The organism is Campylobacter sp. BCW_4341 (assembly GCF_001764255.1).
GTDB lineage: Bacteria > Campylobacterota > Campylobacteria > Campylobacterales > Campylobacteraceae > Campylobacter_D > Campylobacter_D jejuni.
The window spans coordinates 1-1,986 of the sequence record NZ_MKAH01000011.1; the positions used below are offsets into that span (position 1 = coordinate 1).

Annotated in this window: 1 protein-coding gene; it reads left to right on the forward strand. The window is 25.9% G+C overall.

Features of this window, described 5'->3' with window-relative positions; translation table 11 throughout:
- On the forward strand, positions 1-1,986 hold a 1,986-nt coding region (locus AJN70_RS10000), incomplete at both ends, for a type VI secretion system Vgr family protein (RefSeq protein ID WP_070295402.1).

Here is a 1,986-nt window from a genome sequence, read left to right on the forward strand (position 1 = left end):
TTTTAATTTTCATCCTAATGTTTTAATCGATCAAGAAGCTATTTTAAATATCCATAATCCTTATGAGAATAATACCTTAAACTTTGATAACAATGAAGTAAAAAACTATAAGGGAATTATCACTTATATAAAATATCTAGGTATTAATCATGAAAGTGCTTTAAATATTAATGATAGCGCTTCAAATACTAAGCAAATAAAATACAAGCATTTTTTTTCTTTTAAGCTTCAATCAGTTTTGATAAGACTTTCTTTAAATAAAGCCAATCGTATTTATACTCATACTAATATTATAGAAGTGATTAAACAAACCCTTGGTTTTTATCAAGATATCTTACATAAAGAAATTGATTATTCTAATATACATTTTAATTATGAAGAACAAGAACTCATCTCTCAATACAATGAAAGTGATTTAGACTTTATTACAAGATTAAGCCATAATAATGGAATCTTTTTTTATGAAGATGAGAACACTATTTATTTTTGTGATGTATATAAAAATGTAAAAAATAAAGAAATTGAGTATAATCCTAATGTTAATAATATTTTAAATCAAGCTTGTATTTCTTCTATTTATAAAGAGCAAAGCTTAAGAACTAATTCTTTTACACATTCTAGTATTAATGCCAATACTCCTTTAAATCTTTTATCTTTACACTCTAGTAAAGTTCCTTATGAACAAGAACTTAATAACAAAGCTTATTATAATGAACATTTTTATGAGAGTGAATATTCTTTTACAAAAAGCATTGATTTAAAGACTAAGCCTTCTCTTAAAGAAAAAAGAGCCTTAGTATTAAATGAAAGCTTACTAGCAAAAAGTAATATTTATCATCTTAGCTTAGGAGATTTTATCACTTTAAATTATAAGGAGTTTAATCATCAAGAAGAAATAAAAAATCAAGATGAAGAAAAACAAGATAAAGCTTCTTTGCTTAAAGACTTTATTATTATTGCTAATACTCAAATCTTAATTGATGATGCCATCTTAGCTAATTCTATTAATACGAATGATCATTTAAATTTAAAAGATTTAAATTTAAGTAAATCTTATTCTAATACTTTAACTTTATTAAAAAAGAATATTATCTTTACTCCAAGTTTTAAAGCTAAACCTAAAGCTCCTAATAGCACTCAAGGTATTGTTATAGGAGAGAGTAAGGATATAGAAAGTGAGAGAAATACTATTTATACTGATGAGCATGGAAGGGTTAAGGTAAGGATTAATCTTTATGTCAATCAAGAAGAATTAGATAATGATACTTTTATTACAAATGATATAGATACAAATTCTTCTAATTTATCAAGCAATACTTATAAATCTTATCATCACACTCCTTTTTTAAGAGTAGCTTCTAGTATAGCAAGTAATCATTCAGGTTTTTTTCATACTCCAAGAATAGGAGATGAAGTGATTATTTCTTTTTTAGATGATGATATAGATAAACCTTATGTAAGTGGAAGTTTGTATAATGGGACTAATCCAAGTTTAGTAAATCTTCCTTTTAATGATCATCAAACCTCCCTTTCTTCTAAAACCATAGGTGTTAATGAAGAAGGTTATAATGAACTTACCCTCTCAAATATAAAAGACAAAGAACAAATTTATTTAAAAGCCCAAAAGGATTATGATGAATTAGTCCAGCATAATTTCACTCAAAGAATCTTAAATGATAAAGATTCTAAGGTAGATGGAATTTATAATGAAAGGATTAAAAAGATTCATACTCAAACCATAGACTTAGCTAAAAATGTCAATGTAGGAGGAGAATACTTAACTAATGTAGGCTTATCTAAAGATACCATAGTAGGATTAAGCAATACCTTAAATGTAGGAGTAGATAATAAAGTAAGAGTGGCTAAAAACTCTCATGAGTTTGTAGGAGAAAACAAAGATATAGAAATAGGTGCTAATCAAAACACTATTATTCATAAGGATGAGATAAGGAATGTGAAGGGAAATAAAAAGGAGGTGGTTGAGGG